The sequence below is a fragment of the Variovorax sp. 10N432 genome (assembly GCF_056394465.1).
The window spans coordinates 16,466-42,299 of record NZ_JBFTHX010000048.1 but is presented as its reverse complement, the minus strand read 5'-3'; the positions used below and the strand labels follow the sequence as shown (position 1 = coordinate 42,299).

Sequence of the window (25,834 nt, the reverse complement as noted above, 5' to 3'; positions counted from 1 at the left end):
GCCGCATCGAGATCGATAACAATGCTGCCGAGCGTGCGCTGCGCGGTGTCAGCCTCGGCCGCAAGAACTACCTCTTTATGGGGTCGGACGCGGGAGGCGAACGCGCTGCGGCGATCTACAGCCTCGTGGAGTCGGCCAAGCTCAACGGGATCGATCCCGAGGCCTATCTGCGCGATGTGCTAACGCGCATCGCCGACCATCCCATCAACCGCATCGACGAGTTGCTGCCGTGGAACATCGGCCGACGCGCCGGCGACCAACGAGAGGCAGCCTGAGCATGGCGACCAAGGTTCATCGGATCAAGACGTCCCCGGCAATCCTCCAACTGCACATCGAGTTGCGCGGCACGAAGCCCAAGGTCTGGCGCCGCGTGCTGGCGCCTGAGACGATCACGTTGCTCAAGCTTCACCTGGTCATTCAGGCCGCGTTTGGATGGGGCCACTCGCATCTACACGAGTTCATCGCCGGCGACGGCGAGCGCTATGGAACGCCCGATCCGATGTACGACGATCCTGGATCGATCACCAGCGAGAGCACGCGACTGGCTACTGCCCTGAACCGGTCGACGCTGAGCTATGTCTACGACTTCGGGGACTACTGGGACCACCGCATCAAGGTTGAGAAGAAGCTCGCACCCGATCCGCTGCTGCCCCTGCCGTTCTGCGTCGGCGGCGCATGCGCGACACCGCCCGAGGACTGCGGCGGCATTCCGGGCTATGCCGACTTCATCCAGGCCATGGGCGATCCCGATGACCCGGAGCACGAGAACTTGGCCGAATGGATCGGCGTAGAGACCTGGGATCCCAAGGCGTTCGATTCCATCGAGGCCAACGACCGCTTGGCCGCAATCAAGCTCTGACGCTGCCATGGCGCAATCGACGAGGAACATCGAAACGTTGATCGCCGATGGCGGTGACATCAACATCGGCGCGCTTCCGCCCCACGAGTGCGTAGCCACAGCGGCCGACGGCAGCAACTGCTTGGCCATGCTCGTGCGCCGCGATGGCGAGACCTTCAATGCACTGCTCAAGCGCCTGGACAAGGCGATCGGGATGGCCTGGGCGGACGACCTCTTCATCGATGAAGTCAACGACGGCGAGAGCGATCTTCTGTAGTCGCTACGAGGTTCCATCGTCAAGAGGGTCTTGAGCGCTCGCTTACCCTGCAAGACACTGCGCTTGTGACGAGCAGCCTGTACTTCGACCGCATTCGTCTGCGGATCGAAGCCAAGCCGCTACTTCAGTTGGCTATTTCTTGACTCGACTGGGCGCCTCGCCTCGAGATTTTTTGAGAGTACCAACAGGGCCGCGGTCTCGGCCAGCGCCCGGTCTTTGCGCAGGAGGTCCCGTTCGAGCTCCTTGATGCGCTTCTTGTCTTGCCGCGTGGCCTGCGGGCTGGCCCGCGCTTCCTCGGGTTCGGCCAGCGCTGCCGTCGCGCTGGCGTGCCACTTGCCCAACTCCGCGGGGTAGACCCCGTGCTCGCGGCACCACGCGCTCTTGCCGGCCTCGTCCAGCGCCGCCGTGGTGATCACCGCCTCAAGCCGCGCGCGCCAGCGATCCAGTGTTCCCGCGCCAATGCCAACTTCCCGCGCAACCACTTCCACCGATGCGCTCTCCGGCGGCAGCATCCGTGCCACCGCTCTGTCCTTGAATGATTGTCCGTATCGAGCCACTACCGTCCTTCATCGCCGCCCCCAGGTTCTTGGTTCTATGGAGGCGACAAGTATTCTGACGCGGGGGGGTCAGGATTGCATGGAACTCAACACTTTAACCTACAGACGGCTCGGCCAACGAGCGGTAGCCCTCGATCGATCGTTTCAGGTCAAAAGGGATCTCCAAAGACTTCATCGAATCCATGTCGACGAAGACAAACGTCACCTCGGCTCGTAACCTCGGCCGTTTGTCTTGGCTCGCGAAACCCACCTCAACCGCGACGGAACTTCGACCCGTTGCGACCACGATCAAGGTGGAGATCAACGCCTCGCCCAACCTGCTGGGGGCCTTGAACTCGAAATTGAGCTTCACCGTGGGAATCGCGATTCGGCGAACCCGATGCAGGCAATCAAAGTCGACGCCAAGCCCGTGCTTGAACCAATGCTCGACGGTGTCGTTGACCATCTCGGCATAACGCGGATAAAAGACGATTCCTGCGGGATCACAGTGCTTGAAGCCGATCTCCACGCTCATCTCGTGACGCTTCATTCCTGCACCTCGTCAAGCAAGAGAGCGCACATGGCCAAACCCAGGCGATGAATCACCAGGGCCCATGGACTTCATCACTGCCTCCAACGCGGCTCCGCCCTCATCCGCCAGCGCGGCCTCCCGAAGTTCCCTGACCTTGGATGCCGCATCCACGGCAGGCAGCCGCGCAATCGCAGACATGATGGTCTTGAAGTTGCGCATGCCACGGGCATGGGTGTCGCTATAGCCTTTGATGAGGCGCTGGCATTGGGCGATCTCGCAAGCCAAGCCATAGTCGAGGCTGGCCGCGCTCTCGATGCGTCCGAGCCAGTCGGACATTTCACTCATCTCGCGGCGGTAGCGCAGCGAGTACTTGCGAACAGCCTTGAATCGGGAGACGCCATACAGAACCAAGAACCCGGTGAGGGACGAACTGCGAACGACGCGACCATTCCTCGTCACGGGTCCGAGCAGCCAACTCACGAGCCTGGAGCGGGAGACGAACCTTCCGAGGACCAGCGGAAGCGTATCTGCAATCTCTTCGAGCCTTGGATGGAAGTACTCGTTGATGCGCACGATCTGGCCCGGCGCCGCACCAATCTCCTGCCGAACCCGCTCGAACCTCGACTTGCGGATCTTCAGCTCCGCGACACGGGGAAGATCTTCGAAGCTCATCCAAAGCGCGAGATGGCGCGCCACCTCGTTCGTCAGCATGAACGAGCCGTCACCTCGAGCCGTGTCAAGCCGGTGTACTCCATCCATCTTGTCGAGGTAAAGCTGCGCATAGTCTTTGGACTGATAGTCTGCAGTCTTCGCGATTCCGGCATGCAACATCACATGCGTCGAGGAGGGGTAGTCCCGTTCGATACGCTGCGCAAGGTCTGCAAGTCGAGAATCTGCACGAGTCAAACCGACGGATCTCGCTTCGCCATCTGCCGGATGCGCATCGGTTCCGGCAGAAAATCCGGCAGCGAATGCCTTCAGGCTCGTGGCAACGCCCACGCCCCCTTCTCGAATGGCCTCCTCGCACATTGCACGCGGCAGACCCGGAAGACCCGCTGCCGCCAGCGCCCCGAAGAGGCTTGCACTGATCACGCTTCCCGCCTTCTCGGCAACGGCGGCGAAATCCTGAAGCACAAGCTTGTGCGACGCCCTCTCGCATTGAGCTCGGAAGGCATTGGAGTTCATGCGGCCGTCCCCCATGGCCATCTTCTCCTGCAGAGCGTAGACCCGGTGAGACGAGGCGATCAGAAGCGTGCGATCGGGCGTCACTAGGCCGCGCTGAACAGCGCGCGCTGCCTCCATGAGTTCGGATGCGATCACCACGTCCACATCACCCGGGGTCGGCATCAGCGCGAATATCGGAGCCTCCACGGTTCCGCGGACCACTGGAAGAATCTCTACGTAGTAGATGGTCGCACCGGTACGCTGGGCCACACCGGGAACGGAGGTCGATTGCGCATGGAAACCCTGGCGCTCGGCAGTTTGGACGACCCAGTCCGCAAGGACCCCGCCGCCTTCACCTCCCATCGCCAATATGGCAATTGTCAGGGGTCGAATCCGGGCTTCAGACTGCATATCTGATCTCCCGAGCAGCCAGGCTGCGTTGTATCGAATCAATGACGGAATTCGCCAGCCTGTTTCTCCATCGCTCGAACCATCCAGCGTTGCGCACCACTTCAATGCGGTAAAAGGACGGGCAGAGTACGGCTGCATGGGACACTTCCCCACAGTGTCCGCATGCGACGCAACTGGACTCGACCGTGGCCACGGGGTCCTGTCGCAGTGGATCGGGGTTGTCCTTGATGGTCAAGGAAGGACACCCCGACAGCCGAATGCACGAGTGGTCTCCCGTGCACGTCTCCGCGTCCACACCAAACTTCTCCTGCACCACACGCGCCCCTGCTTTCAATCGATCTCGGACTTGAGGCTTCGTGCGACGTTGCTTGTTGAGCATGCACTCGGATTGCGCGAGCACCACCTTCGGCCCGGAATCCGGAGACGTCAGAGCATCCGACAGGGCCCTTTTCATTGCCTTCAAGTCGTAGGTGCGCGAAACGGAGCGAATCCATCTGACGCCGATACCCCGGACCGCCTCGGCAATCGGCAAAGAAGCTGTCCGGGTCGGACCGGCTCCTCGGGACGACAAGATATCCTGCCCTCCAGTGGCTGCCGAGTAGCCGTTGTCGACCAGCACAATGACGTTGTCGCTTTGGTTGAAGACCGCGTTGCCAACACCGGAAGTCAGGCCGTTGTGCCAGAAGCCCCCGTCGCCCATGATGCTGACACTGCGCCTTCCCGTCTGCCCGGTATTCAAGGCGGCCGCACCTGCAGCGCCCAGGCCGTATCCCATCGAGGTCGCGCCGATGTCAAACGGTGCAAGCGCAGCGAATTGATGGCAGCCGATGTCGGCACTGATGTGGTGCTTGCCTGTCTCCTTCTCCACCATCTTCAACGCAGTGAAGACCGGCCGCTCGGGACAGCCGGTACAGAACGAGGGCGGTCTCGGAAGTACCGGACCGCCATCGTCGAGAGCGACACCAGGCATGGAGGGAATGATCGGCGTGACCTTCGGCGCCAGCATCTGCCTGACGCCTTCAGGGATCCTGTCCTGCTCGAGCATCGACGGTGCGTACTTTTGAAGGAAGCGTCGCAAGCCCTTGAGCATGACCAGGGTGGTGTATTCGCCAGCCTTGGGCAGCATGTCCTTGCCGTGAACGCGCGTCGTCACTTCCTTGCGGTTCACGATGGTGTGCAAGGTCTGCTCGATGAACTCGGGTTGACCTTCCTCGAGCATCAGAACCGCGTCCTTGCCCTCGAAGAACTGCTGCACTTCAAGATCCACGACTGGATACACCACGTTCATCACGTAGATCGGCATCGCCGTTCTTCCGTAGACATCTGCCAGCCCCAACAATTCCAGAGCGCGCATCAACGAGTTATAGAGCCCGCCCTGGACCACCAGACCGACAGGGAGGTTCGCATCCCCGAAGACCTCATTAAGTCCATGCTCCTTGATGAACGCCTGCGCCGCTGGCCAACGATCTGCAATTTTTTCGTGTTCGTGCACAAAGGTTGCCGGGGCGAGGGCCATGCGATGGATGTCACGTCGGGGATCATCCAGGGCATCCTTGACGGTGAATGACGGACGTCGATTCTCGGAAGCGATGAAGCGACCGTGGGAGTGACAAGCCCGCACACGCATTGTCAGCATGGCGGGTGTTCGACTGGCTTCGGAGAGTTCGAACGCCTTCTCGACGGCGCGCACCAGGGACGCGTGGTTGGGCCGCGGGTCGAGCAACCACATCTGCGACTTCATGGCGAACGCATGCGAGCGCTCCTGGATGATGCTCGACCCCTCTCCGTAGTCCTCTCCAAGGATCACCAGCACGCCGCCGGTCACCCCGCCCGAGGCAAGATTCGACAATGCGTCCGATGCCACATTGGTGCCTACGGTTGACTTGAACGTGATTGCACCACGCAGGGGGTAGTGGACCGAAGCGCCCAGCATGGCCGCGGCGGTGGCCTCACTGGCGCTGCTGTCGAAATGGACCCCCAGGTCGTCGAGCGTCTCGCTCGCATCAGCCAGGACGTCCATCAGATGCGACACGGGCGACCCTTGATATCCGCCGACATACGCCACGCCGGACTGCAGCAGGGCCTTGGTCACGGCAAGAATGCCTTCGCCCTCGAACTCTGCGCCGGGCGCGATCTTGAGCTTCTCGACTTCGTGCTTGAAGGAACGTTCTGCCATAAAATTTCTCGTGGTTCTGGATGAAATGGAGGGGTGCGCTCAAGAGATCTCGGTAAGGGCAAGGACTCTCAACGGACTGCCGGAGCCCTCGAGAATCTTCAGAGGTGCTGAAAAGATCAACGCCCCGGTGACTGGAAGAAGGTCGAGATTGGTCAGGCACTGGAGACCATACTTCCCCGCTCCGTGCATGAGCGTGTGACATGGGTAGGCCAATGGCCACCTGAAAGACTGGCCGGCGTCGGTGTTGATCGTCTCCACGCCGAAGCCATGCACGTCTCGCTCGCGTATGAGCCATTCGATGGCTTCTTGCGTGGGCCCCGGTGTGTGCGCGCCATCCTCGCGCGTGTTCAAGAAACGGGCCGCGTCATCGACACGCTTGGACCAGTCGCTCCTGAACAGGACCCAGGCATGGGCCGGGATGCGTCCATGCTGGCTCTCCCAATGCTCCAGGAACTCTCTTGTGAGCAGCCAGTCGCTGTCCTCGGCCACCTGCGCACTGCCATCGACGACCACGGCGGGCGTCAGGAAGTTTTCTACGGCGATCGTGTCAACCGTATTGGCGACTTGCTCGCGACCGGTGATCCAGTGCGCAGGCGCGTCGAAGTGGGTCCCCGTGTGCTCGCCGCAGCTGAAGTTGTTCCAATACCAATCGGGTCCCGCTTCGTCGTACCTGGAGATTCGATCGCGCTTGAAGCCCTGGACCTGGCCGAACTCGGGAGGCAACTGCAGCGCGGGGAAATCCTCGCTCAGGGTTTGGGTCAGATCGATGACACGGATCTTGCGCGACCGGATGGACTCGGCAAGCTGATGGAGTGTGTTCATGGCCAGGGGGATCTTGTTGATGGATGGCGCGCGAAGGCTCACCGTTGCGTTTCCACGAGCGCGAGTACCCGCAGGGGACTTCCGGAGCCCTTGAGAATCTTCAGCGGAGGCGTCAGGATGAGCGATCCGGTCGGTGGCAAGAGATCCAGGTTTGTCAGGCACTGCAGACCGAGCTTTCCAGCGCCGTGCATCAGGGAGTGGCAGGGATATGGCGGCTTCAAGTGGTAGCCCTGCCCTGCATCCGTGCCGATCACCTCCGAGCCGAAGCCCAAAACGTCTCTTTCCTCGACCAGGAATCTGACGGCGTCCGTTCCGGGGCCTGGCGTGTGCTGCCCCGTCTCGTCGAAGTTCTGGTAAGCGACGGCGTCGCCACGCTTGCTCCAGTCCGTTCGCATCAGAAGCCAGGCGCCCGCCGGGATGCGACCGTATTGGGACTCGAACGCCAGGATGTCTTCGACACCGAGGAGATAGTCGGGGTCTTTGGCTGCAGCGTCTGAACAATCGATCACGCACGCCGGGGCAAGGAGCTGTTGCACTTCCAGCGTGTCGACGGTGTTATTCGGTAGATGACGCCCTGAAATCCAATGCGCCGGCGCATCCAGGTGAGTGCCGGTGTGCTCGCCGCACGAGAAGTTGTTCCAGTATTGACCGGGACCACGCTCGTCGTAGTGAGAGATCTCCTCGATCCGGAAGGGCCATGCCTGGCCAAGTTCGGGCGGCAGGGAGATCGTCGGAAAATCCGGAGACAAGGTTTGCGTGAGGTCGAGCACGCGGATCGCCCGAGTTTGCAGCGCATGTGCAAGCGCCTGGAGGATGGTGCCGGAAGTCATCACAGCCCTCCCGCGACGAGCTCTCTCTCGAGCGCCTTGTGGTTGTCCTTCCAGCGCGCGAACCACTCCTGAGCAACATCGCCCGGGTACAGGTCTTCCACCCCGTCGGTCAGGGCCCGAACCATCGCGCCTGCCAGTGAGCTGGGCGACAGCTTGGGTGGTGGCACGTTCTGGTTCCACTCGTCATCGATGGGGCCGGGAAAGACGTTCAGCACGCGAATTCCATGGGGCAGCATCTCGGCGCGCAGACATTGCGACAGCGACCAGGCGGCTGCCTTGGATGCCGAGAATGTTCCTTGCGAAGGCAAGTTGGACAGGGCAAACACCGACAGAAGATTCACCCATGCCACAGCGTGACCGGGTCCATCTGCTGCGCGGCCTTTCAATGCGGGGGCGAATGCCTGTGCCAGGCGAAGCAATCCGAAATAGTTCACTTCCATCTCGGCCCGGGCGATGTCGGTACCGGGCCGCGATGAAATGCTCTCGGTGCGGTGCACTTCCGCGTTGCTCACCACGATGTCCACCTTGCCTCCGAGTTCGCCGCCCAGGGCGGCCACCGACCGCGCATCGGTGAGATCCAACGCAACGAGTTCAACGCCAGGAACGTCTTTGAGCCTCGCGATCTCTTCTGAGCGCTTCCACGGCTCTGAGTAGCCGACCCAGACGGTCTCGGCGCCCGCATCGAGCAGCGCACGCACGATCGCCTGGCCCACCGCGGTCTTTCCATCTGTCACGAGAATCTTCCGCCCCTGGGGGTTGCATCCGGTTTCCATCTGGAGCTTGTCCTTCAAGTCAATGTTGAGTTCTTCAATCGGCTGTGCCACAAGCACTGCCTGCCCGGCCCGGTCAAGTCGTAGCAGAACCTGGACTCTTGTACGCTCTGAGCCGCCAACGCCGCCCGGCGGGACCACGCTGTCGGTCAGAAAGGCGATGACCGTCGCGCCAGAGTCAAGACGTACCACTCCAATTCGCCATGGCAGTCGCTCGCGAAAGTACAGGTGGTTGCTGTGATGCAGTGTTGCAACGCTGAGCAGTTCGCCACAGGGGCTTTGCTTGCGCCAGTTCAAGTGCGGAGACAGACACGTCCCGCAGGCGTCGCGAGGCGGATACTGGACCGTCTCGCACTCCTCGCAGACCTGGAGCTCGAGATGATCACTGACGGCCGCGGCCCGGGTCAGCCCATGGGCCACACGACCGCGCCCCGTGGGGGGCAGATTCATGCGCTGCGTACGCAGCACCGGATTCTTGCGAGGGAAGACCGCGGACGTCATTGCGCGCCCTCCAGGATGACAGCGCCGGTGCACACGCACCGATCGAAATTGACGATGCCGAAGCCGCTCACGAGCCCCCAGCGGGCGTCCTTCACTTGCCGTTCTCCGGCGACGCCCAGCAGCTGGCGAACCGTCTCGGTGAGGCCGAGAAAGCCGCCTGCCGCTCCCGCCTGTCCTGCAGACAACTGACCGCCGCTCGTGTTGTGCGGGACCGTACCGTCGTGGGTGAAGGTGTTCTCCCTCACGAATGCCGGTCCTCCGCCCAGGTCACACAGTCCCAGGCCTTCGAACTGCATGAGCACGATGACTGGATAGTCGTCATACGTGTGGACCACATCGATCTGACCAGGCGAGATGCCCGCCTGCGCGTACAACTCATCGCGGTCCCGAAGCCAGCCTCCGCGGATCATGACCGGATCGTCCACGTAGGCGTTGTGGCGCTCGATGGCGCCACGCAGTTTCACATGGGGCAGCGAAAGAGCCTCGGCGCGCTCTTCTCGCATCACCAGGAACCCCTCCGCGCCGGCACAGGGCATGACGCAATCCAGAAGATGAATGGGCTCTGCGATGGGGCGCGCCCGCATGTAATCCTCCAGACTCATCGGCTTGCGCAGCATCGCGTAGGGGTTGAGCGCAGCGTTTGCTCGCTGGCTCACGGCAATTCGACCGAAGTCGGCACGGGTCGCGCCGAACTGACGCATGTAGTTGTCAGTGATCAGCGCGAACATCGAGTTCGGCCCGCCGGCACCGTACGGGTAGGTCGCGTCCCGCGCAAAGGAGCTGAAGTTGGCAAGCCCCTGACGGAAGGACTCGACGTGATTGGTGTCCGCGCCAATGCACGCGATGATGTCGGCGTCTCCACACTGAACTGCCCTCGCCGCACGGCGAAGCGCCATGACGCCCGAGGCGCCCCCGGTGGGCACGTCATCCATCCAGCGCGGAGACAAGCCGAGTTGCTGCGTGAGCCCCACCACCGTGTCCGGCCTCAGCAAGAAGCTGCTCAGACTGATCCCATCGACCTGCGACTTGTCCAGGCCGGTCTCTTTGAGCAGGCCGCGCAAGGCCTGGGCGGCAAACCACTGCGCATTGCGGATGCTGTAGCGCTCGTAGGGCACCGTGAATGGCGCGACGAGCGCCACGCCTTCGTAGCCTGTGCGACCTGGAATCATGGCTGGCGCGTCTTCATGGATCGCGTGTCGACGCAGTTGGCAGCCCCGGGCAGTTTCTCTGCCATCTGACGAAGTTCCCCTCGCTGAATCTTCTGGGAACTGGTGACCGGCACGGCGTCCACGAAGGCCACATAACCCGGCGCCTTGTAGTAGGCCAGCTGCTGGAGCGCGAGCTCGACAATGCTGCGCGCCACCTGCGCCTGCGCGTCCGGCGTCATCGGGACCTTGGGGACGATGCATGCGATCACCTCGTCTCCCCGGACCGCGTCCGGGGTGGCGGCAACTGCAACCGTCTTGACGGCGGGGTGGCGAACCAGGACCCCTTCCACCTCGGCGGCAGAGATGTTCTCTCCGCTTCGCCGGATCACATTCTTCTTGCGGTCGACGAAGTACAGGTTCCCGGTCGCTTCGCGGCGAACGATGTCGCCCGTGTGGAACCATCCACCCGCCCAGGCCTCTTCGGTAGCGGATTCATCCTTCAAATAGCCCGAGAAGAAATGGCGACGAGGATCCTCTCCCCTCGCCCGCACGAGCAGTTCGCCGGGCGTGCCATCGGGGACGTCCTGGCCATCGTCGTTCACCAGGCGCACCTCGACGTCCTTGCTCGAGGCGCCAAAGCAATTGACGCCGACTTCGCGCGGACCCACATTGGCATGAATGGCGCCGCCCGCGCCGGTTTCTGTCATGGCCCATCCTTCAACCAGCGGGAACCCGAAGCGTTCCTCGAAGCGGGCATGGTCCTGACGCGCAGCACCCGCGCCAAAAGCCCAGCGCAGCGAGTGGGACCGATCCATGTCGGAGGGTTCTGCCCCGAGCAGCATGGCCGGCATGACGCCCAGGTAGTGGCAGATGGTGGCGCGCGTGGTGCGCACGGTTTTCCACCAGGTCTTGGGATGGAACCTGTCCAGTTGAATGAGGCAGCCACCGGAGGTGATCACGGCCATGGCGGTGAAGGCCATGGCGTTGACGTGGTTCATCGGCAGCGGCGTGACGATGCGCTCTTCGTGTGGACGCACTGGGCACCAGCCTCCCAGCGTCGTGTACCAGTCGCCGATATGCAAGAAATAGTCGTTGGAAAGGCGGCAGCCTTTGGGACGCCCTGTGGTACCCGAGGTGTAGAGCAACGCGCACTCGCTTTGCAGACCTGGCCGGGCGGACAAGGGCGCTTCTGTTGCGGGTCGCGGAAAGTCCGTCGCCTCTGCCGTCGCGACTTGGGTCTGGATTTCGACCACCGCCGCCGCTCTTTGCACCACTTCGAGCCTGCTCCGCAGGACAATGGCCAGTGCCAGCTGCGCATGCCCGATCAGATACTCCAGTTCGGCCGCGCGCATCTCAGCGCTGATTGGTACCACCGAAGCGCCCAATGCGTTGAGGGCGAGCCAATGAAACAGATGGTCCGGTCGGTTTTCGAGCAAGAGACCGACGCGATGCCCATGGCCGTATCCGGCTTCAGCGTAGGCCTCCTTCAGCGTCTGGACCCGCTCGCTCGCAGCGCGCCAGGAGATGGTTTGCGCTTCGATGTCGTAGTGGGCTGCTGTGATTTCTTCAACACAGAGGAAGTCAGCATCCCCGCGTTGCAAAGCGCTAGCGCAGAATCGTTCGTAGACAGTGCTCATCGATTGCTCAAGTTGATTGTTGACGGGTGGCTTCGAATGTGCAGATGTGCTCTTCCAGGCCGGAAGAAGGTGCTCCGCACGCGAAACAGTGGACCTCGCTCGCGAGGACGGGCTCTCGCCAGATGTGGCTGCAAACAGCCGAGAACATGCCAACGATCGCGGCGCATGCCTTTCCCTTCGCCCGGTGGGCTTGAGCGAATGGACTGTTGAAGACGCGCAGTCGGCACGTGGTGCTGCCGAGGTCGATCTGCCATCGCCCCCAACCGAGCGAGGCGGCACCGGCCGCGACGCTGGCCAGCAGGGCTGCGGGATCGGAGTCGGCGCGGTTTTCGTAGGCACGTACGCTGGCACTTCCGTAGCGGTTCACCGAGTCGCGAAACGCCGTCAGTGCATCCTGAGCCGCGCCTTCGGACAAGCCTTCGAAGATGCCCATGAGCACGTCTGCGCGCAGCAGGACGTATCGCCGGTCGGCATCCAGTACCTGCCCGTTCTCGACGTCAAATCGCAGTCGGTCGTGAAGCGCCAATGTGGTCATTCTGGCCTCAGGGAAAGAGCTGAATCATCGGCAGGCGGCTTGCCGCGTTGACCAGGTTGACCCGCTTGAGTTCGATGCGCCATTGACCATCGAGGCGAACCAGCCGGTGAACGTAGTGGCCGTGCAGCACGACAACGTCATCCTGTCGGCATTCCGAATAGGTGAATGCGGTCCGGAAGACGTACGTGTCCGCGTCGGTACCCTGTTCGCCGAGCAGGGGCTGCTGTAGCACGTGCTGCATGAAGCTGGGGGGTTGCTGCGAATGCGCTCGGCCGGATGCCAGTCGTTCGATGCGCAAGCGAAGCAGATCCATGTCCTCGTCTGCGATCGAAAGCTGCGCGTCACCTTCGACCTGGGATTTGCTCAGGGGAACCCAGTAGCGCCCGCTGGGCGAGAACAGCTTCAACCACTCCTCATAGCGGCTTTCATCGAGCAGGAACGCCTCTCGATAGATCAGCTCGACACACTCTGGCACCGACATCTCATGCCTCCTTCATGTTCATCGTCATGAACTTGACCCATGCGCGATGCTGATTACGCATCAGCAGCTCACTCGTGCCGCTCGTCTCGACAGTCTGTTGGCCGGATTCACCGGGCTCATGCTCACGATGCAGGCTCACCCACGAGTTGGGCCCCGATTGCAGGCCCTTCTGTTGTGACTCGAAGAGATGGAGATCGTCGTGTGCCACAACCGACATCGGCGAGAAGACCAGTCGGCTGTAGGTCAGTGCGCGATCCAGCAGGAGGTCAGGACCCCCGACCGTGCGGAAGTTCCAGGCTTCGATGACGGTCTTGTCGACGGCGACAGGCCGAATGACCCGTATGGTCTGGGGAGAGCCCTTGATGGCAAGGCTGGGATAGAGGACGGTGTTCTGAGGGGCCTGTTCCAGCACCTGTTTCGCTCTCTCTTCACCATGCGCTGCCTGCAAGTCCTGAACGTACTGCCCAAGGTTCCCGTACCCCGAGTGAACACTGAAGCGGGTGCCGGAGATGCTGTGGCCATTCGGAAAGACCTTGCCGCCCATTCCTTCGAAGAACTCGTACCGCTCTCCGAACGGAAGAATCTGCTCGAAAGCCAGCGGCATCGGCTCCGACCCGCGGTCGCGTGCGACCGTTTGCGCTGCCCGCACCGCAGACTCGTGCGTTGAAACCGGGTGCACCGAGTCGTTGACGTTTTCGAGGTAGAGCTTCCAGTTGCAGTGAACGACACTGCGCAACACCCCGCCGGCAATCTCCAGGCGGCCGACGGGAGAGCGGTCGACCATCAGGTCGATGGTGGGCAATACGTCGCCAAAGTAGTCGTGAAAGCTCGGGCCGCCGGCGTTCAGCCGCGCGAATATGAAGTCGCGGTAGATATGCAAGTCAGCGACCGGCGATAAACCCCGCCCCGACTCGCAGGCCATGAGCCCGGTGTTTTCGTAGCCCGAGCGAAGCGGGTAGGCCGCCAGGGCGCCGTCCAGCCGATACGACCATGCATGGTAGGGACAGCGCAAGAAGCGCCCGGTCAGCCGACCAGACTCGGTGGTGAGCAGTTGCGCTCCCTTGTGGGCACAACGATTGTGCAGCGCACGAATCTCTCCCTTGTCATCGCGAAGCACGATCAAGGACTGACCTGCGACCTCGACAGTGAAGAAGTCCCCGGACTCGGCGATCTGGCTGGCGTGCCCAAGAAAGGACCAGGTGTTGCCAAACAGCTCTCGCTGCTCGATCGCAAAGAGCTCATCGCTGAGATAGAGGTCTTTGTGCACTTTGTCGCCCTGTACGAGCGCCGCTATCCGGGCGGGATCAACTTGTTCCAAGATCATGGCAATGTCATGTTGTGGCATTTAAAGTATACCGAGATGGCGAAAGATTTCAAATGGTTCTTCACGTAGTTGCGGGTAATCCCTAGTATCTACGAGCATCTTGTCGTTCAAATCTCGCTATTTCAGTATACTTATGGCGCGACGGGTCCCTAGGAGACGTGCGCTGCGCCAACCCCTCGACACCTCGAAATCTCCGGTGGGGCGCCTTAAGCTCGCGGCTTCGCACCCGATCGCTCACATGCAAGTCAAAGAAGAAAACTCCGTCATCACTCAGCCCAGCTTGAGCGCAGCAGCCTATGACTACCTTCTCGCGCGCTTGCGGGGTGGCCTTCTGGGCACGAGTGAGCGACTCGTTGAAGCCGACATCGCCAATCATTTGGGCGTGTCCCGCGTGCCCGTGCGCCAGGCGCTTCTCCAACTTGTGGCCGAGGGCTATCTGGTGAGCACCCCCCGCGGCTACAAAGTGCCTACCCTGACGTCGCAAGACGTCGAGGATGTTTTCGAGCTGCGGCTTCTTCTTGAGCCCCGGGCCGCCGCCCTCGCCGCTCGAGACATCACCGCCAGTCAGCTCCAGCAGGTTGACGCCGCCATCACTGAGGCCCAGCGGGCGCACGCGATGAATGACGCGACCGGAGCATTTGGCGCCGGTCGCCAGTTCCGGGACGCCTGGCTTGCCGCGGTTCGCAATACCCGCCTGGCTTCAGGCATCGCGCGCTATGCGGATCAGGTGGCGCTGGTGCGACGCATGACGCTTGGGGATTCCCCGCGGCGACTGGCAGTCATCGCCGGCTACCAGGAACTGCGCAGCGCTTTTGCGCGCAAAGACAGTGTGGCCGCCCACGATGCCATGCTTCGACTGGTCGTCGCCGCCCAACGGGACTTCGCGGAGGCGGTCCGAAACGCCGGCCAATCCTAGGCAGTCGGAACTCTCGGCGCAAAACGCGCCAGGGCGTCTGGAGTCACCTGCTGGCCAAAGGGACCGATGCCCAAGCTGTGCGATCTGGTGCTCTCCGATCAAGGCTCAACGGGGGTCTTCGGCCGCTCGGACGGTTGAGGACGTGTGCAAAGCCGGCAAAGATCGGGTGATTCAGAGAGCCGCTTTCTGAGTCGTTCGAAATTTCCCGTTTGTTGCCGATCGCCAGGCGGTCTGTAATTCAGGACATGGCCGAATCTCGTTGCACCCACCATCTCACAAGCTGCGGCTCGGTGATGTCTGGTGGTCGTGCCGCCATGCTGCACGGGCGGAATCCGACTGCGGTGATGCCCCTTGGCGGCTCCGCCGGGCGCCGCCGCCATTCGTCCATGAAGAGCCGGCCACTCCCCTGCCCCTTGCAGGATCTTCCCACCCGATGCGGCCAAGCTAGTGCGCCCTTTGCGCCGTCGGCACGCTGAACCAGCAGAAAGAGCAAATGAAGTACACGAAGGACAACGCCCAGCAATACGCGAAAGAGCACTTCACCGGCGTCTGGGCTGCGAGCACGACACCGTACCGCGCCGATCTCTCCTTCGACGAGCAGGGGTTCGCACGAAACATCGACCACTGGATCGGAGCATTGAAGGTGGCGGGGCTGTTCGTGACCGGGAAGCAGGGCGAGTTCTTCTCGATGTCGGTGCCCGAGAGAAAGCGAACTTTTGAGATCGCTGCACAAACTTGCCAGGGACGCGCACGCACCGTGATGTCCTGCTCCGACACCAATCTGGACGTGGTGATTGATCTGGCGCGCCACGCGGAACGAGTCGGCGCAGACTGGATCGTCGTGCACAGTCCGGTGCTGCATTTCGCGAATGACGTCGAAGCGACTGTCTATGAGTACTACCGGCACTTGAGCGAGACGCTGGACATCGGCATCGCCATGTGGAACCACCCGGATTGCGGGTACATCATGTCGCCCAAGCTGTGCGCCAGGATCGCCGAGCTCCCGAACATCGTCGCCATCAAATACAGCGTCTCGCGCGAGCTATATACAGAACTGACCCAGCTGGTGGGCGATCGGATTCAAGTCAGCACCGCCTCCGAAGAGGAATGGCTGGACAACATCATCGATCTCGGATGGCGCCTCTATCTGTGTTCCACCCCCCCGCTTCTTCTTCAGACGGCCAAGGACCAACGCATACACGAGTACACGAAGCTCGCGTTCGAAGGTCGCTATGCCGAGGCGCGTGCAGTCCGCGATAGCCTCGAACCAGCGCGCCAGGCCTTCCGCAAGGGTCGTCCCGCCGGCACGCCACAGGCCCACACGAAGTACTGGCAGCAGCTGCTTGGTCAGGTCGGAGGTCCGGTTCGCCGTCCCTTGCTTGAACTCACCGAACAACAACGGGCGTTGACCCGTCAGATGTTCGCCGAAAGCGGCCTGTCTTGCTGAGGCGAGCATGTTCGGACTTGCATCCACATCCGGCGCAATTGCTCTCAAAGGGAGCACGCATTTTCGACCCCGCTCGGGGGCTTCCTGCCGCGCCCGGCCGACCCACGGCGTGGTCCAGCGAGCTGAAGAAGGACGATGATGCAAGGACGTCGAACTCCCCGTCGCATCGCGCTCATTGGCTTTGGTGCCTTGGGTCAGGTCATTGCAGGCGAGTTGCAAGCCGGCCACCTGCCGGGCGTCGAATTCCTCGGTGCCCTGGTGACGGGCACCGTGCCCCATGCCGGCCTGCACACATCGTGGAATCACATTGAGGATCTGCTTGCCGCCGACCCCGACCTGGTGGTGGAGGTGGCAGGCCAGGCGGCCCTCGAAAGCCACGCGCCCGGTTGCCTTCACGCGGGCTGCGACGTGGTTGCGGCCTCGGTGGGCGCGCTGATGGATGCTTCGCTTCGCACCCGCCTGTGGGAATGCGCTCGTCAAGGGCAAAGTCGCTTGCTCATTCCCGCCGGGGCGCTCGGGGGGCTCGACTATTTGCGCGCCGCACGTCGTGTCGGTCCTGTCCACGTCAACTACCGCGGGAGCAAACCCGTGGCCGCCTGGCGCGGTACTGCGGCGGAGAGCATGGCCGATCTCCCAACCATCGACCGGAGCACCGTGTTCTTTCGCGGTGGCGCCGAAGAAGCGGCAGCGCGTTTCCCGCAGAACGCCAACGTCGTCGCGGCGCTTGCCCTCGCCGTCGGAGACCCGCTGGCCGTCACCGTCGAACTGGTGGCAGATCCAGGTGCCCACACCAATCGTCACGAGCTCACGGCGCACGGCGCTGCAGGAACGATCCGCCTTTCTGTCGAGAACAACCCCCTGCCAGCCAATCCGAAATCTTCTCGAGTCACCGCTTTCAGCATCCTGGAAACAGTCGGCTCGCATTGGGGCGAGCCGTGACTTTCGCCTCAGAGCCCGCCCTGCCTGCGTGCAAACTCCAGCAGGTGCTCGGCCATGGCCTGTGTCGCGGCCGAAGGCGTTCTGCGCTTGAGTGTCGCGAGGCTGACGTGCCTTTGCACCGTCGGCGACGTCAGCGGGACCGCCCGTACCCCCGCCGCCTCGCCGAACCGCACGGAGTAGGCCGGCAGCACCGCGATACCCATACCCGCTGCAACCATGGCCACCGCGGTGGACACATGGTTGACTTCCTGGGAAGGATTGACCGTTGCGCCAATCGACTCCATCGTCTGATCCATGATGGCCCGCAACCCGCTTCCTTTGCACATGGCAATGACGGGTTCCGAGAGAAGGTCGCTCCACGTTGCCTCCAGCGCGTCGCCCAATCGATGTTCACGCCGGCAGACCAGGACCATCACATCCGTCAGAGCCACCGTCGAGGCGAGCTCCGGGTGCTCTCCATCCAGCGTCGCAATCAGCAGATCGATATCTCCCTGCTCCAGGGCCTGCATCAGCTTGGCCGAAGCGTCATCCAAGACCCGAACGGTGATTCCCGGGTACCGCTCGGCAAAGGCGTGCACGGCGACGGGAAGGAAGGTGGACGCCAGAAGCGGCGTCGCGCCGATGCGAACACGCCCACGCCGGATGACGCTGACGTCGCGCAGGTCGGACGTCATCCGATCCAGGTCACTGAGCAGTTGCTCGAGGGAGTTCAGCAGCTCCGTTCCCGCGTCGGTGAGCTCCAGGCGCCGCGTGGTCCGGTCCAGCAATCGCAGATCGAGTTCCGATTCGAGGTTGCGTATCAGGGACGAGAGCGCCGACTGCGTGATGAACAGTTGATCGGCAGCGCGCGTGAAGCTGCCGGCCCGAGCCACGGCGACGAAGGCCCTCATTTGCTTCAATGAGATGTTTCTATTTTCTTTTTTCATGACGAGGTGAGCATGAACCTTAAGTACGGTGAACCCATCAATTTTGACAACTGGCTGGCCGAGAACGCCGAGAGCCTCGTGCCGCCCGTGGGGAACAAGCAGATCTGGGCGGATTCGGACCTGATCTGCACGGTCGTGGGTGGTCCCAACCAGCGCTCGGACTTTCACGACGACCCGTTCGAGGAGTACTTTCACCAGTTCCGCGGCACCGCACATCTTCTCCTGCTGGATCGCGGAAAGTTCGAGCGCTTGACTCTCAAAGAGGGCGACACGTTCCTGTTGCCGGCTCACGTGCGCCACTCGCCCCAGCGCCCCGAGCCCGGCAGCCTCTGCACGGTGATCGAGCGATCGCGCCCGATGGGCGTGAAGGACGCATTCGAATGGGCTTGCGCCGTGTGCGGCTCGCTCGTCGTTCGAAAGGAACTGCAGCTGCAAAGCATTGTGAGCGATCTGCCCAAGGTTTTCGCAGACTTCTACGAAACCAGCGATGCCGAGCGCACCTGCAAGACTTGCGGAGCCGTTCATCCTGCCAAGGATTGGAGCAAGTGGCATGCCGACCTGGCGGCTCATCATGCCGCTGCAGCCGTGCCGACATCGAAGGCGTCGTGAGCGCCCAGCGCAATGAATCCTTTAGCCCAAAACAAGTTCGACCCACTCTCAATCAACCAACGGAAAACGTCATGACTGCTCACGGCTCCAAGCACCCCATTCTCAGAACCGTCCTTTTCGCAGCTGCGGTAGGGATCTTCGGAGGAGCGGCCCTGCCATCGCACGCGGCGGAAGGCTCGTATCCAAACAAGCCGATCAAAATCCTGATTCCCTTCCCGGCGGGAGGCGCAGTGGATACGTTCGTCAGGACGATCGGGCCGGAGCTGACGACAAAGCTGGGGCAACCCATCGTCATATTGAACAAGCCGGGCGGCGGGTCGCAGATCGCTGTGGCGGACATGATGTCCTCGCCTGCCGATGGCTACGCCGTGTTTGTCGGACAGACCGGAGACTTCAGCGTGAATCCGTTTCTGTACAAGAACAGCATCTATCTTCCGGCGCGGGATTTCGACGGCGTCACCATGCTCGCCCGCGCTCCCCAAGTGATGCTTGCGAACGTGTCCGGCAAGATCAACAGCGTCCAGTCGTTGAAACAGGTCATGTCTTCGCCAAATGAAAGCGTCCTCTATGGCTCCTTCGGCCCAGGCACGGCACCACATCTTCTGGGGCATATGTTGTCCAGGAGCGCGTCAGGCGCGAAGTTCACCCACGTCCCGTACAAGGGATTCCCACCGACCATGCAGGCCATCATGACGAAAGAGATCGACCTGCTGTTCGATGCGGTCCCCGGAACCCTGAACATGATGAGAACCGGCAAGGTGGTTCCCCTGGCCGTTGCTGACTCCAGCCGCAATAGCTTTCTGCCGAACGTTCCGACAACCGCGGAGATCGGATTGCCGTCGCTCGTCATGGACTTCTGGCTTGGTGTGGCGGTGAAAAAGGGCACTCCACGGCCCATCATCAACAAGATCCATGAAGCCTTCGAACAAGCGGTGTCGAATCCGGAGAATTGGAAGAAGCTCTCTGATCAAGGCTACAGCCGAGTCTCCATGTCGCCCGAGCAGTTCGATGCCTTTGTTCGCGATGAAGCCAGCAAGATGAAACCGTTGATCGTCGAGACCGGTGTATCCATTGAATGACCCGACAGCCGGTTTCTTTCCAATGACGCGTCGCCAGGATGAAGACGATCCAGGCGACTGGCTGCTCTTCGCAGCAGGTTCACTTTCCCACCGCCGGGGCATTGACAAGGCGGAACCTCGAGAATGAAGTACCTTGATCCACGAACGATGACCTCCGCAGAGGTCTACAAGGTCATGACAGGCATTGTGGTTCCAAGACCCATCGCGTGGGTGACCACGAGGTCGCGCCAGGGCTGCGCGAATCTGGCGCCATTTTCTTCCTTCACGTTCGTCAGCCACTCACCGCCGATGTTGGCCATCGGTGTCGATGCGAAGCCTGATGGCGCAGGGCTGAAAGACACCGCGCGAAATATCCTCGACACGCGGGAGTTTGTTGTTCACATCGCCGACTACTCCTTGCTGTCACCGCTTCACGCGAGCGCGGAGGACTATCCGACCGACATCAGCGAGATCGATGCGCTCGGCCTGCAAACCGTACCGTCGTCGCAAGTCGAGACGCCTCGCCTCCTGGATGCGCCTATCGCCGTCGAATGCCGACTTCATCGTTGCATCGAGCTCGGGCAAGGGCCCACGAGATTGATGATCGGGGACGTGTTGTGCTTTCACGTCCGCGACTCGCTGCTGAGCGCCGGCAAGATCGATACGGCGCTACTCAACCCAATCAGTCGGCTCGCAGGTCCCAACTACGCCACGGTCGGGCAGATCCTGCATCGGTAGCGTTGCCGGTCCGAGTCAGATATCCAGCACCAGGGGGCCGCGCTTGCAGCGCGACACGCAGATCATCATGGTCTTGTTCGACTGGCGTTCCAGCTTGGTGAGGATGCCGTCGTGGTGCTCGATCTCGCCGGCTTCCAGCACGACGGTCTCGCAGGCGCCGCACACGCCTTCCTTGCAGCTGTGGTCGGGGTCCAGGCCCGCCTCGATCAGGCTGTCGAGGATGGACTTGCCGGGCGGCACCTCCACGCTCTTGCCGCTCCTGGCGCATTCGACCACATAGGTTTCGGTGGCGGTGGGCGCCGCCACTTCCACAGGGGTGAAGCGCTCGATATGGGCGTACGGGTAGCCCAGCTGCTCGCAGCTCTTCTCGAAGCTGTCGAGCATCGGCGTAGGCCCGCAGCAGTAGTAGTGGCTGCCGGCGCCCTTGCCTTCCAGCATCGCCATCAGCTTGGGCGGCGCGCCCTTCTCCTCGTCGAAGTGCCAGGTCAGCGCGATGCCCTTTTCGGCCGCGAGGGCCGTGATGGCGTCGACGAAGGCCGCTTCCTTGCGGCTGCGCGCGCAGTAGATCATCTCCGCCGGCCGGCCCAGCACGGCCAGGCGCTGAAGCATGCACCAGATGGGCGTCACGCCGATGCCGCCGGATACCAGCACCGAGCGCCCGGCGCCTTCCTGCAGCCTGAAGTTGTTGCGTGGGTGCGAGATCTCGATGATGCTGCCCACGCGCATTTGCTGGTGCACGTAGCGCGACCCACCGCGGCTCTTCCTGTCGTTGAGCACGCCCACCACGTAGCGCTGCCGGTCGCTCGACGGATTGCACAGCGAGTAGCTGCGCACCAGGCCGTTGGGCAGGTGCAGGTCGATGTGCGAGCCGGCTTCGAAGGCGGGGAAGTCCACCTCCGGCGAGGCCGGGCGGAACTCGACGCTGACGATGCCGTCGGCCTCGTACCGCAGGGTGTGGACCAGGGCTTTCAGCGTAGGGGAGGACATACTGGATTCACTTGGACGTGGGCATCGCAAACTCGGCACCCTTGCCGATGCTCTCCGGCCAGCGCTGCATGATCGACTTCTGCTTGGTGTAGAAGCGCACGCCCTCTTCGCCGTAGGCGTGCATGTCGCCGAAAAGCGATCTCTTCCAACCGCCGAATCCGTGCCAGGCCATCGGCACCGGGATCGGCACGTTAATGCCCACCATGCCAACCTGGATGCGGCGCGAGAACTCGCGCGCCACGTTGCCGTCGCGCGTGAAGCAAGCCACGCCGTTGCCGAATTCGTGGGCATTGATCAGGCCCACCGCTTCCTTCAGGTCCTTCACCCGCACGCAGCCGAGCACCGGGCCGAAGATCTCTTCCTTGTAGATGCGCATCTCGGGCGTGACGTGGTCGAACAGCGTGCCGCCCATCCAGAAGCCGTCGCCGCAGCCTTCGCCTGCCGTGTTCGCGTCGAAAGTTCGGCCATCCACCAACAGCGTCGCGCCTTCCTTCACGCCCTGCTCGATGTAGCGGGTGATGCGTTGGTGCGCCGCGCGGGTGACGATCGGGCCCATCTCGGCGGCGAGGTTCTCGCCGTCGAGCACCTTGAGCGACTTCGCGCGCTCCACCAGCTTCGGGATCACCTTGTCGGCCGCCTCGCCCACCAGCACCGCGACGCTGATCGCCATGCAGCGCTCGCCGGCCGAGCCGTAGCCCGCACCGATGAGCGCGTCCACCGCTTGGTCGATGTCCGCGTCGGGCATGACCACCATGTGGTTCTTCGCACCGCCGAGCGCCTGCACCCGCTTGCCATTGCGCGCGCCGGTCTCGTAGATGTGGTTGGCGATCGGCGTGGAGCCGACGAAGCTGATGGCCTGCACGTCCGGATGCACGAGCAGCGCATCGACCGCTTCCTTGTCGCCCTGGATCACGTTGAACACGCCATCGGGCAGGCCGGCCTTCTTGAACAGATCGGCGATCAAGAGCGACGGGCTCGGGTCGGTCGGGCTCGGCTTGAGCACGAAGGTGTTGCCCGCCGCGATCGCCACCGGGAACATCCACATCGGCACCATCACCGGGAAGTTGAAGGGCGTGATGCCCGCGACCACGCCGAGCGGCTGGCGCATCGTCCAGTTGTCGATGCCAGTGGAGACCTGGTCGGTGTAGTCGCCCTTGAGCAGTTGCGGAATCCCGCAGGCGAACTCCACGATGTCGATGCCGCGCGCGACCTCGCCCTGCGCATCGGTGAAGACCTTGCCGTGCTCGGCGGTGATCAGGTGCGCGAGCTCGTCGCGATGCCTGCCCAGCAGCTCGAGGAACCTGAACATCACGCGCGCGCGCCGGATCGGCGGCGTGTCAGCCCAGGCCGGGAAGGCGGCCTGTGCGGCGGCCACAGCAGCGGCGACATCCTCGGCCGAGCCCAGCGCCACCTTGCCGGTGACGCGGCCCGACGCGGGGTTGGTCACGTCCTGGGAGCGGCCGGACGTGTTGGCTGCCAGTCGGCCGCCGATGTAGTGCAAGTGATTGGCTTCGGGATTCAGCATGATGACTCTAAATGTTTTCAATCCTGTGGACCACCATAGGCAGTCGACGAAGTGGAAGCAGCATGTATGGCCCGCCAGGAGCTTGCGGCGCCATCCGCAACCCTGGCCTAATCGCCGGAGCTCTTCGCGGACGCGGCCTCGATCTGCATGAAGTGCGAGACGTTCTTGACGGTCATGTAGTGATGCAATCCCTCGCTGCCACCTTCGCGCCCGTAGCCGCTGGATTTGACACCGCCAAACGGCGTCTCCGGCAGCGAGGCTTCCAGGGTGTTGATCGAGAAGTTGCCGCACTCGACCTCCTCCACCATCCGATCCGCCTTGGCTGCACTGTGGGTGAAGCCATAGGCCGCCAGGCCGAAGGGCACCGCATTGGCCTGCGCAATTGCTTCGTCCAGCGAGCTCACCGGGTTGATGATGGCCAGCGGACCGAAAGGCTCTTCACCCATGGCCCGGGCGCCCGCGGGCACATTGGCCAATACAGTGGGCTCGAAGAAGTAGCCCGGGCGATCCATGCGCTTGCCGCCGGCGACCAGACGAGCACCGCTCGCTGTGGCGTCCTCCACGAGCTCGGTCAGTGCTCGGACTCGGCGGCCGTTGGCCAGCGGGCCCATCTCCACGCCAGGCGTCATGCCGTCGCCCACGAGCAGGGCGCGGGCGCGCTCAGCGAAGATCTCCACGAATTCGTCAAAGACCTTCTCGTCAACGAAGAATCGGGTGGGGGACGTGCATACCTGGCCCGCATTGCGCATCTTGCGGTTGGCAGACATGACCGCCGCATCTCGCACATTCACGTCATCACAGACGATGACGGGCGCATGGCCGCCGAGCTCCATGAGCACTGGCGTCATATGCTGAGATGCCAGCGTTGTGAGATGGCGCCCCACGTTGGTTGAGCCGGTGAAGGCGACGAGGCGCACCTGGTCCTGCGGGATCAGATAGCCTGAAATTTCGGCCGGATCGCCAAAGACAAGGTTGAGCACGCCGGGCGGCAACCCCGCGTCGTGCAGCGCGCGGGCAATGTGCAAGGCGCCGGCGGGCGTTTCTTCGGCTGCCTTGAGAATGATGGAGCAACCCGACGCAATGGCGCCGCCGATCTTGCGAGCCGGCTGGCTCATCGGGAAGTTCCACGGTGAGAACGCTGCAACCGTGCCGATGGGCTGATGATGCACGATGTAGCGCGTGCCTTGAGCACTCGGAATCACGCGGCCATAGGTGCGCACTGCCTCGCCAGCGTCCCACTCGAGGAACTCACAGCCCCGGATCACTTCCAGGCGTGCCTGCGCGAGCGGCTTGCCGTGCTCGAGCGTGATGGCGTGCGCAATCGTGTCGATACGCTCGCGCATCAGCCTCGCGGCGCCGCGCAGCACGTCCGCGCGTTCACTCGGTGCGGTGCGACGCCACACACGAAAGCCATCTTCGGCGGCGCCAAGCGCGTCGTCCAGATCCGCGGTGCCGGCGCGCGGCAGGCGACCGATCTCCTGCTCGGTCGCCGGGTTAACCACCGGCATGTCGCTGTGCGTCTTGCGCCAGGCGCCGCCAATGTAAAGCTGGAGGTCGGGGTATTCGGTCACTTAGTGGTCCTTGACAAATGGAGGTTCATCCGGGAAGGCACTATGGCACTCCACTGGAATTCCTAAAAGTGAATTCCGCTACCATTCACTTGAAGAAAAGTGATGCCTCAACGCTCGCCTCACCTTGCGGTGCCATGCCCTCTCTACAAAGGTGGTCCTTATGCCGAACTGGGAACAGCGAATCTCGCTACGCCACTTGCGCTTGGCCGACGCGATCGAACGCGAGGGAAGCCTCGTGCGAGCGGCCGAGCGCCTCAACATGACGCAGTCGGCGGTGACCAAGGCGCTTCAGGAAATGGAGGCGCTGACTGGAGCCGCGCTTTTCACGCGCACCAGTCGCGGGTCGGTACCAACGCCTTTCGGCCAGGTACTGGTGCGCCATGCACGGGCCATCATCGCGCAGCTTCGACTTGCGGATCGCGAGGTGACGGAACTGCGCGAGGGTCATGGCAGCGTAACGGTTGGAACCCTGCCATCCACCGCCGGCGGCATTCTTCCGACCGCACTGGCCATCGTGTTGCAACGGCAGCCGCGTTTGCAGGTGACGGTGGTCGAAGGCCAACATGACTGGTTGACCACGCTGTTGCGCCGGGGCGATCTGGACCTGATGACAAGCCGGTTGCCGCGCCGGCGGCTACCGGCAGACGTCACTCAGGAAGTATTGGGAGTCGATCGCGCACGCTTGATCGTGCGCGCCCGTCATCCTTTGAGCAAAAGGAGGCATGTTCGATTGGACATGCTCAGTTGTTTCCGGTGGGTTCTTCCGCCGCACGAGACGTCCATACGGCGACAGCTCGAAGCGACATTTCGGGAGGCCGGAATGGATGCGCCACTGGCCACGGTGGAGTCGATGTCATTCCTCACAAACCGTGCGCTGATACTCGCGTCGGACCTGATCACCGTGTGGCCTCAACACCTGGCCGACGTGGAGGCACGTACGGGGTTGATCAAGGTTCTTCCGCTTGAGCTGGCCCAAACCGAACGACCGCTGGGCGTTTGGTGGCGCACTGCGCCCGGCCTGTCGCCCTCCGCGCAACTGATCGTCGACGCATTGAGAGCGGTGGGCGAGGCCGGTGCGGATAACCATCAGTCAGGCACAAGCATATAGCCGACCGGCGGCTCACTACGCGGCCTAC

General features: G+C 62.6%; 25 protein-coding genes and 1 pseudogene. 10 read left to right on the top strand and 16 right to left on the bottom strand.

Translation table 11 applies throughout. From position 1 onward, the window contains the following. The 3 genes from AC1DF3_RS32450 to AC1DF3_RS32440 all read left to right on the top strand — a co-directional run. Positions 1 to 275 (top strand): transposase domain-containing protein (locus tag AC1DF3_RS32450; protein ID WP_478142169.1); only part of this gene is annotated, 275 nt, incomplete at its 5' end. A gap of 2 nt (positions 276 to 277) precedes the next feature. Next, positions 278 to 859: a plasmid pRiA4b ORF-3 family protein gene (locus AC1DF3_RS32445; RefSeq protein ID WP_478142168.1), complete on the top strand. Its 582-nt coding sequence runs from the start codon at positions 278 to 280 to the stop codon at positions 857 to 859. Positions 860 to 866: 7 nt separating this feature from the next. Next, positions 867 to 1,115, top strand: coding sequence for a hypothetical protein (locus AC1DF3_RS32440; RefSeq protein ID WP_478142167.1), 249 nt, complete (start codon positions 867 to 869; stop codon positions 1,113 to 1,115). Positions 1,116 to 1,285: 170 nt separating this feature from the next. On the opposite strand, the pseudogene AC1DF3_RS32435 reads toward AC1DF3_RS32440, so the two are convergent. From AC1DF3_RS32435 to AC1DF3_RS32380, 12 genes and pseudogenes are all read right to left on the bottom strand, one after another. Further along, positions 1,286 to 1,672: pseudogene (locus AC1DF3_RS32435) on the bottom strand (transposase); the annotation flags it as partial. 94 nt (positions 1,673 to 1,766) lie between these two features. Next, positions 1,767 to 2,201, bottom strand: coding sequence for an acyl-CoA thioesterase (locus tag AC1DF3_RS32430; protein ID WP_478142166.1), 435 nt, complete (start codon positions 2,199 to 2,201; stop codon positions 1,767 to 1,769). A gap of 12 nt (positions 2,202 to 2,213) precedes the next feature. Then, positions 2,214 to 3,758, bottom strand: a complete 1,545-nt coding sequence (locus tag AC1DF3_RS32425; RefSeq protein WP_478142165.1) for an indolepyruvate oxidoreductase subunit beta family protein — start codon at positions 3,756 to 3,758, stop codon at positions 2,214 to 2,216. Next, a complete protein-coding gene (locus AC1DF3_RS32420) occupies positions 3,748 to 5,934 on the bottom strand; it encodes a thiamine pyrophosphate-dependent enzyme (protein ID WP_478142164.1) in 2,187 nt (728 codons plus the stop codon). Before AC1DF3_RS32420 ends, AC1DF3_RS32425 begins: the two co-directional genes overlap by 11 nt. Positions 5,935 to 5,973: 39 nt before the next feature. Beyond that, positions 5,974 to 6,756 carry a cyclase family protein gene (locus AC1DF3_RS32415; RefSeq protein ID WP_478142163.1) on the bottom strand — a complete coding sequence of 261 codons (783 nt, stop codon included), beginning with the start codon at positions 6,754 to 6,756 and terminating at the stop codon, positions 5,974 to 5,976. 38 nt (positions 6,757 to 6,794) lie between these two features. Then, positions 6,795 to 7,586 carry a cyclase family protein gene (locus tag AC1DF3_RS32410; RefSeq protein WP_478142162.1) on the bottom strand — a complete coding sequence of 264 codons (792 nt, stop codon included), beginning with the start codon at positions 7,584 to 7,586 and terminating at the stop codon, positions 6,795 to 6,797. Beyond that, on the bottom strand, positions 7,586 to 8,857 hold the full coding sequence (locus AC1DF3_RS32405) for an SDR family NAD(P)-dependent oxidoreductase (protein ID WP_478142161.1): 1,272 nt from the start codon (positions 8,855 to 8,857) through the stop codon (positions 7,586 to 7,588). The genes AC1DF3_RS32410 and AC1DF3_RS32405 overlap by 1 nt, the downstream gene beginning before the upstream one ends. Beyond that, complete coding sequence (locus tag AC1DF3_RS32400) at positions 8,854 to 10,026, bottom strand: thiolase family protein (protein WP_478142160.1); 1,173 nt, start codon at positions 10,024 to 10,026, stop codon at positions 8,854 to 8,856. Before AC1DF3_RS32400 ends, AC1DF3_RS32405 begins: the two co-directional genes overlap by 4 nt. Continuing rightward, positions 10,023 to 11,642 (bottom strand): AMP-binding protein, encoded by a 1,620-nt coding sequence (locus AC1DF3_RS32395; RefSeq protein WP_478142159.1) that lies wholly within the window; start codon positions 11,640 to 11,642, stop codon positions 10,023 to 10,025. Before AC1DF3_RS32395 ends, AC1DF3_RS32400 begins: the two co-directional genes overlap by 4 nt. A 7-nt stretch (positions 11,643 to 11,649) precedes the next feature. After that, positions 11,650 to 12,177, bottom strand: a complete 528-nt coding sequence (locus tag AC1DF3_RS32390) for a V4R domain-containing protein (protein ID WP_478142158.1) — start codon at positions 12,175 to 12,177, stop codon at positions 11,650 to 11,652. A gap of 7 nt (positions 12,178 to 12,184) precedes the next feature. Next, entirely contained in the window at positions 12,185 to 12,658 is a 474-nt protein-coding gene (locus AC1DF3_RS32385) for an aromatic-ring-hydroxylating dioxygenase subunit beta (protein ID WP_478142157.1), read from the bottom strand. Position 12,659: 1 nt separating this feature from the next. Then, a complete protein-coding gene (locus tag AC1DF3_RS32380; RefSeq protein ID WP_478142156.1) occupies positions 12,660 to 13,982 on the bottom strand; it encodes an aromatic ring-hydroxylating dioxygenase subunit alpha in 1,323 nt (440 codons plus the stop codon). A gap of 238 nt (positions 13,983 to 14,220) precedes the next feature. Between AC1DF3_RS32380 and AC1DF3_RS32375 the strand changes: the two genes are divergently transcribed. The 3 genes from AC1DF3_RS32375 to AC1DF3_RS32365 all read left to right on the top strand — a co-directional run bounded on the left by AC1DF3_RS32375 (position 14,221) and on the right by AC1DF3_RS32365 (position 17,284). Continuing rightward, positions 14,221 to 14,898, top strand: a complete 678-nt coding sequence (locus tag AC1DF3_RS32375) for a GntR family transcriptional regulator (protein WP_478142155.1) — start codon at positions 14,221 to 14,223, stop codon at positions 14,896 to 14,898. A gap of 493 nt (positions 14,899 to 15,391) precedes the next feature. Next, positions 15,392 to 16,345, top strand: a complete 954-nt coding sequence (locus AC1DF3_RS32370) for a dihydrodipicolinate synthase family protein (protein WP_478142154.1) — start codon at positions 15,392 to 15,394, stop codon at positions 16,343 to 16,345. Between the two features lie 135 nt (positions 16,346 to 16,480). After that, positions 16,481 to 17,284, top strand: coding sequence for an aspartate dehydrogenase (locus AC1DF3_RS32365; protein ID WP_478142153.1), 804 nt, complete (start codon positions 16,481 to 16,483; stop codon positions 17,282 to 17,284). A gap of 8 nt (positions 17,285 to 17,292) precedes the next feature. On the opposite strand, the gene AC1DF3_RS32360 is transcribed toward AC1DF3_RS32365, so the two are convergent. Next, complete coding sequence (locus AC1DF3_RS32360) at positions 17,293 to 18,210, bottom strand: LysR family transcriptional regulator (protein ID WP_478142152.1); 918 nt, start codon at positions 18,208 to 18,210, stop codon at positions 17,293 to 17,295. Between the two features lie 12 nt (positions 18,211 to 18,222). On the opposite strand from AC1DF3_RS32360, the gene AC1DF3_RS32355 reads away from it, so the two are divergent. The 3 genes from AC1DF3_RS32355 (at position 18,223) to AC1DF3_RS32345 (ending at position 20,615) form a co-directional block, all read left to right on the top strand. Further along, positions 18,223 to 18,819: a 3-hydroxyanthranilate 3,4-dioxygenase gene (locus AC1DF3_RS32355; protein ID WP_478142151.1), complete on the top strand. Its 597-nt coding sequence runs from the start codon at positions 18,223 to 18,225 to the stop codon at positions 18,817 to 18,819. A 71-nt stretch (positions 18,820 to 18,890) separates the two neighbouring features. Next, positions 18,891 to 19,898, top strand: a complete 1,008-nt coding sequence (locus AC1DF3_RS32350) for a Bug family tripartite tricarboxylate transporter substrate binding protein (RefSeq protein ID WP_478142150.1) — start codon at positions 18,891 to 18,893, stop codon at positions 19,896 to 19,898. A gap of 123 nt (positions 19,899 to 20,021) precedes the next feature. Then, entirely contained in the window at positions 20,022 to 20,615 is a 594-nt protein-coding gene (locus AC1DF3_RS32345) for a flavin reductase family protein (RefSeq protein WP_478142149.1), read from the top strand. A 15-nt stretch (positions 20,616 to 20,630) separates the two neighbouring features. On the opposite strand, the gene AC1DF3_RS32340 is transcribed toward AC1DF3_RS32345, so the two are convergent. From AC1DF3_RS32340 to AC1DF3_RS32330, 3 genes are all read right to left on the bottom strand, one after another. After that, positions 20,631 to 21,602 (bottom strand): PDR/VanB family oxidoreductase, encoded by a 972-nt coding sequence (locus AC1DF3_RS32340; protein ID WP_478142148.1) that lies wholly within the window; start codon positions 21,600 to 21,602, stop codon positions 20,631 to 20,633. Positions 21,603 to 21,609: 7 nt separating this feature from the next. Next, on the bottom strand, positions 21,610 to 23,127 hold the full coding sequence (locus AC1DF3_RS32335) for a CoA-acylating methylmalonate-semialdehyde dehydrogenase (RefSeq protein ID WP_478142147.1): 1,518 nt from the start codon (positions 23,125 to 23,127) through the stop codon (positions 21,610 to 21,612). Positions 23,128 to 23,234: 107 nt separating this feature from the next. Further along, a complete protein-coding gene (locus tag AC1DF3_RS32330) occupies positions 23,235 to 24,698 on the bottom strand; it encodes an NAD-dependent succinate-semialdehyde dehydrogenase (protein ID WP_478142146.1) in 1,464 nt (487 codons plus the stop codon). 160 nt (positions 24,699 to 24,858) lie between these two features. Between AC1DF3_RS32330 and AC1DF3_RS32325 the strand changes: the two genes are divergently transcribed. Further along, the gene (locus AC1DF3_RS32325; RefSeq protein WP_478142145.1) at positions 24,859 to 25,806 is read left to right on the top strand and encodes a LysR family transcriptional regulator; all 948 of its coding nucleotides are present in this window, start codon (positions 24,859 to 24,861) and stop codon (positions 25,804 to 25,806) included. Positions 25,807 to 25,834 lie beyond the last annotated feature (28 nt).

Bases quoted from the DNA above. Each gene is read 5' to 3' on its own strand.
- AC1DF3_RS32410 (WP_478142162.1), bottom strand. From the start codon at position 7,586: ATGACTTCCGGCACCATCCTCCAGGCGCTTGCACATGCGCTGCAAACT.
- AC1DF3_RS32385 (WP_478142157.1), bottom strand. From the start codon at position 12,658: ATGTCGGTGCCAGAGTGTGTCGAGCTGATCTATCGAGAGGCGTTCCTG.
- AC1DF3_RS32430 (WP_478142166.1), bottom strand. From the start codon at position 2,201: ATGAAGCGTCACGAGATGAGCGTGGAGATCGGCTTCAAGCACTGTGAT.
- AC1DF3_RS32400 (WP_478142160.1), bottom strand. From the start codon at position 10,026: ATGATTCCAGGTCGCACAGGCTACGAAGGCGTGGCGCTCGTCGCGCCA.
- AC1DF3_RS32390 (WP_478142158.1), bottom strand. From the start codon at position 12,177: ATGACCACATTGGCGCTTCACGACCGACTGCGATTTGACGTCGAGAAC.
- AC1DF3_RS32360 (WP_478142152.1), bottom strand. From the start codon at position 18,210: ATGAAAAAAGAAAATAGAAACATCTCATTGAAGCAAATGAGGGCCTTC.
- AC1DF3_RS32445 (WP_478142168.1), top strand. From the start codon at position 278: ATGGCGACCAAGGTTCATCGGATCAAGACGTCCCCGGCAATCCTCCAA.
- AC1DF3_RS32355 (WP_478142151.1), top strand. From the start codon at position 18,223: ATGAACCTTAAGTACGGTGAACCCATCAATTTTGACAACTGGCTGGCC.
- AC1DF3_RS32350 (WP_478142150.1), top strand. From the start codon at position 18,891: ATGACTGCTCACGGCTCCAAGCACCCCATTCTCAGAACCGTCCTTTTC.
- AC1DF3_RS32375 (WP_478142155.1), top strand. From the start codon at position 14,221: ATGCAAGTCAAAGAAGAAAACTCCGTCATCACTCAGCCCAGCTTGAGC.
- AC1DF3_RS32395 (WP_478142159.1), bottom strand. From the start codon at position 11,642: ATGAGCACTGTCTACGAACGATTCTGCGCTAGCGCTTTGCAACGCGGG.
- AC1DF3_RS32425 (WP_478142165.1), bottom strand. From the start codon at position 3,758: ATGCAGTCTGAAGCCCGGATTCGACCCCTGACAATTGCCATATTGGCG.
- AC1DF3_RS32335 (WP_478142147.1), bottom strand. From the start codon at position 23,127: ATGCTGAATCCCGAAGCCAATCACTTGCACTACATCGGCGGCCGACTG.
- AC1DF3_RS32405 (WP_478142161.1), bottom strand. From the start codon at position 8,857: ATGACGTCCGCGGTCTTCCCTCGCAAGAATCCGGTGCTGCGTACGCAG.
- AC1DF3_RS32340 (WP_478142148.1), bottom strand. From the start codon at position 21,602: ATGTCCTCCCCTACGCTGAAAGCCCTGGTCCACACCCTGCGGTACGAG.
- AC1DF3_RS32325 (WP_478142145.1), top strand. From the start codon at position 24,859: ATGCCGAACTGGGAACAGCGAATCTCGCTACGCCACTTGCGCTTGGCC.
- AC1DF3_RS32370 (WP_478142154.1), top strand. From the start codon at position 15,392: ATGAAGTACACGAAGGACAACGCCCAGCAATACGCGAAAGAGCACTTC.
- AC1DF3_RS32440 (WP_478142167.1), top strand. From the start codon at position 867: ATGGCGCAATCGACGAGGAACATCGAAACGTTGATCGCCGATGGCGGT.
- AC1DF3_RS32345 (WP_478142149.1), top strand. From the start codon at position 20,022: ATGAAGTACCTTGATCCACGAACGATGACCTCCGCAGAGGTCTACAAG.
- AC1DF3_RS32415 (WP_478142163.1), bottom strand. From the start codon at position 6,756: ATGAACACACTCCATCAGCTTGCCGAGTCCATCCGGTCGCGCAAGATC.
- AC1DF3_RS32420 (WP_478142164.1), bottom strand. From the start codon at position 5,934: ATGGCAGAACGTTCCTTCAAGCACGAAGTCGAGAAGCTCAAGATCGCG.
- AC1DF3_RS32365 (WP_478142153.1), top strand. From the start codon at position 16,481: ATGATGCAAGGACGTCGAACTCCCCGTCGCATCGCGCTCATTGGCTTT.
- AC1DF3_RS32380 (WP_478142156.1), bottom strand. From the start codon at position 13,982: ATGATCTTGGAACAAGTTGATCCCGCCCGGATAGCGGCGCTCGTACAG.